Raw genomic sequence first — 2,369 nt, forward strand, 5'->3', positions numbered from 1 at the left:
GGCGCTGGATGAGCGCCGCGAGCGGATCGTCGGCCGCCGCCCGCACGCTCCCCGGCAGGGTTCGGGCGCTCGCGGACTCGCCCGCGACGGCGACGAGAGCGCCTGCTCCGAGGAGTCCGAGCAGGGCGCGGCGGTTCATCTCAAGGGGGGACATCATCGGCCTCCGGGTCGTTCGGGGAAGGATTCGCGCACCATGGTATGCGCTTTCCCAATCGGATAGTAGAGGCGGTGTACATATTTCATCGCGCGGCGGACGCACGGCTGACCCCCACTTTCGCCCCCTACGCTCTGAGCATGCGCCTGCTCGCCGACGCCGACCCCGCCCGCTGGATCCCCGTGACCGGATCCCTGGGCCTGCGCGGCCGCCGGCACCGCAAGGCGGCGATCCGGATGCTGCTCGGCCAGGCCGGCGCCGCGGTCGGCGCCGAGTCCCGACCCGGATCCGGCTTCGGCGCATGGGCGCTCAGCCAGGCCGCCCCGTTCCTCATGCGCAAGGCCGACGGGCGCGTGCTGGTGTGGACCTGGAAGGCCGAGCCGGAGCTCATCGTGGCCATGGCGAGCGCTCAGGAGCTGACCCCGCAGGTGCGCACCGCGCGCGCGATGATGCCGATGGAGTACGACGACACCGAGGAGTTCCGGAACCCCTATCTCGGCGCGGGCGAGAAGCTCGTGGTCCCCCTCCCGCAGCCCGGTCCCTCGGGGCAGGCGGCGCCGCCGTTCGCGACCTACACCTGGGACACCGGCACCCACCTCATCACGCTGCAGGCCGTGTGCGGCGACCGGGAGCGGTTCGGCACGGTGATCTCCGCCGTCGACGAGATCGCCCGCACGCTGCGCACCGCCGACGACCTCGCGATCGGCGAGGCCGGCCCCGTGCTGCGCCTGCCACCCGCCTGACCTCGGGTCCGCGCCCCCTCGCGCTCGCGGCGGATCCGCGCACTCGCGGCGGATCCGCGCGCTCCACCCGCGAGAAACCAGATCCTGCCCGAGACACCACCGCTGGCGCGACGTCTCGTGCAGGAAGTGGTTTCTCGCGGATCGGGCGCGCGCCGGGCCGTCAGTGGCCGGGGTGCAGCACCGCGGCGAGGCCGTTCAGGCGCAGCGTCGTGCCGCCGCGCAGGTGCGGGAAGTCGTCGCGGCCGTCTCCGGTGCGGGTCAGGAACGCGACCTGCTCGGTCCAGGTCAGCAGGCAGCCCGTCTCGTCGTCGGCGAACAGGACGGTCACCAGCGAGGCCCACCGCGGCACGTCGTCCACCGTCGAGGTGTAGGAGAACACGATCCTTCGATCGGGGACGATGTCGAGGTAGTGCGAGTGGTAGGCGAGCCGCTCCGGTGCGGCATCCGGCAGGGTGAAGGCACTGGTGGCGTCCGCCCCGCCACCGACGCGGAACTCGTGCCGGTCGTCGACCCTCGCTCCGGGCAGGCGGAACCAGCGCCGCCGGGTGGCGTCGTCCGCGAACGCGGCGAACACCGTCGCGGGTGCCGCATCGAAGCGGCGCTCGACGGTGAACGCGTCGTGGCGGACGTCGAGGGCGTCGGGCACCAGCGGCGTCCCGGCGTCGCGGGTCGTGGGAAGAGCCGTCATGTCGTCTCCGTCGGTCAGCACGTTCGAGCAGTCGCTCTACGTAGGAAACGCGGATCGGCGGCGATGATTCCGCGCATGCGCCCCCGAGAAACCAGATCCGGCCCGAAACACCATCGCTGCCGTGGTGTCTCGTGCAGGAAGTGGTCTCTCGCGGGATCGGGCGGGGGCGCGGGGAGCGGGCAGCGCGCGGGATCGGGCGCGGGGCGCGGATCAGGCAAGCCCGCGCTCGTCGAGCCAGGCCCGCGCGACCGCCTTCGGCGCACGCAGCAGCCATGCGTCGGCGAGGAGCTCGCCGAGGTGGTCGCGGGCGATCGCCTCGAGCCGCAGCAGCACGGCGGGATAGCCCGCGAAGTGCGGGATCGTGAAGAAGACCTCCGGATCCGCGGCCACGAGCTCCCCCGCGAGGGCGACGGTCTCGGTGCGCACCGCGAGCACCGGCCCGTCCGGCCAGGAGCGGCCGAGCTCGGCGAGTTGAGCGAGGTCCGTCTTGCGCGGCCCGCGGATCCACGCGAACTGCCCGCCGTTGCAGCGCCAGGCCGGTTCGCCGGTGTGTCCGCCGACCTTCTCCTCGGCACCCGGAAGCGCGAGGGCGAGGGCACGGACGTCGTCGATCGTCGCCATGGCTCCGATCCTCCCCCGCCCGCGCGCCGGCCTCAAGGGCTGCGACGGAGGCGCGAGCCCACGACGGATGCAGGATCCCCGCGCCGGATCCGTCCTGCATCCGTCGCTCGGGCCTGCATCCGTCGCGCGCGCTCATGCGGCGCGGCGGTACTCCAGCAGCGTC

3 protein-coding genes are annotated in these 2,369 nt (G+C 73.3%); 1 reads left to right on the top strand and 2 read right to left on the bottom strand.

Annotated elements, in window-relative coordinates; translation table 11 throughout:
• The first annotated feature begins 294 nt into the window (after window positions 1–294).
• Window positions 295–897 (top strand): hypothetical protein, encoded by a 603-nt coding sequence (locus tag B7X32_RS20370; protein WP_292723936.1) that lies wholly within the window; start codon window positions 295–297, stop codon window positions 895–897.
• A gap of 160 nt (window positions 898–1,057) precedes the next feature.
• Here the strand turns inward: B7X32_RS20370 and B7X32_RS20375 are convergent, their stop codons facing one another.
• Window positions 1,058–1,585: an SRPBCC domain-containing protein gene (locus B7X32_RS20375; protein WP_292723938.1), complete on the bottom strand. Its 528-nt coding sequence runs from the start codon at window positions 1,583–1,585 to the stop codon at window positions 1,058–1,060.
• A gap of 210 nt (window positions 1,586–1,795) precedes the next feature.
• On the bottom strand, window positions 1,796–2,206 hold the full coding sequence (locus B7X32_RS20380; RefSeq protein ID WP_292723941.1) for a hypothetical protein: 411 nt from the start codon (window positions 2,204–2,206) through the stop codon (window positions 1,796–1,798).
• Window positions 2,207–2,369: the final 163 nt, after the last annotated feature.

Origin of the sequence: Microbacterium sp. 13-71-7 (assembly GCF_002257455.1) — a bacterium.
Lineage (GTDB): Bacteria > Actinomycetota > Actinomycetes > Actinomycetales > Microbacteriaceae > Microbacterium.

What these genes read in the sequence shown, in the direction of transcription:
- B7X32_RS20380 (WP_292723941.1), bottom strand. Translation starts at nt 2,206, where the DNA reads ATGGCGACGATCGACGACGTCCGTGCCCTCGCCCTCGCGCTTCCGGGT.
- B7X32_RS20370 (WP_292723936.1), top strand. Translation starts at nt 295, where the DNA reads ATGCGCCTGCTCGCCGACGCCGACCCCGCCCGCTGGATCCCCGTGACC.
- B7X32_RS20375 (WP_292723938.1), bottom strand. Translation starts at nt 1,585, where the DNA reads ATGACGGCTCTTCCCACGACCCGCGACGCCGGGACGCCGCTGGTGCCC.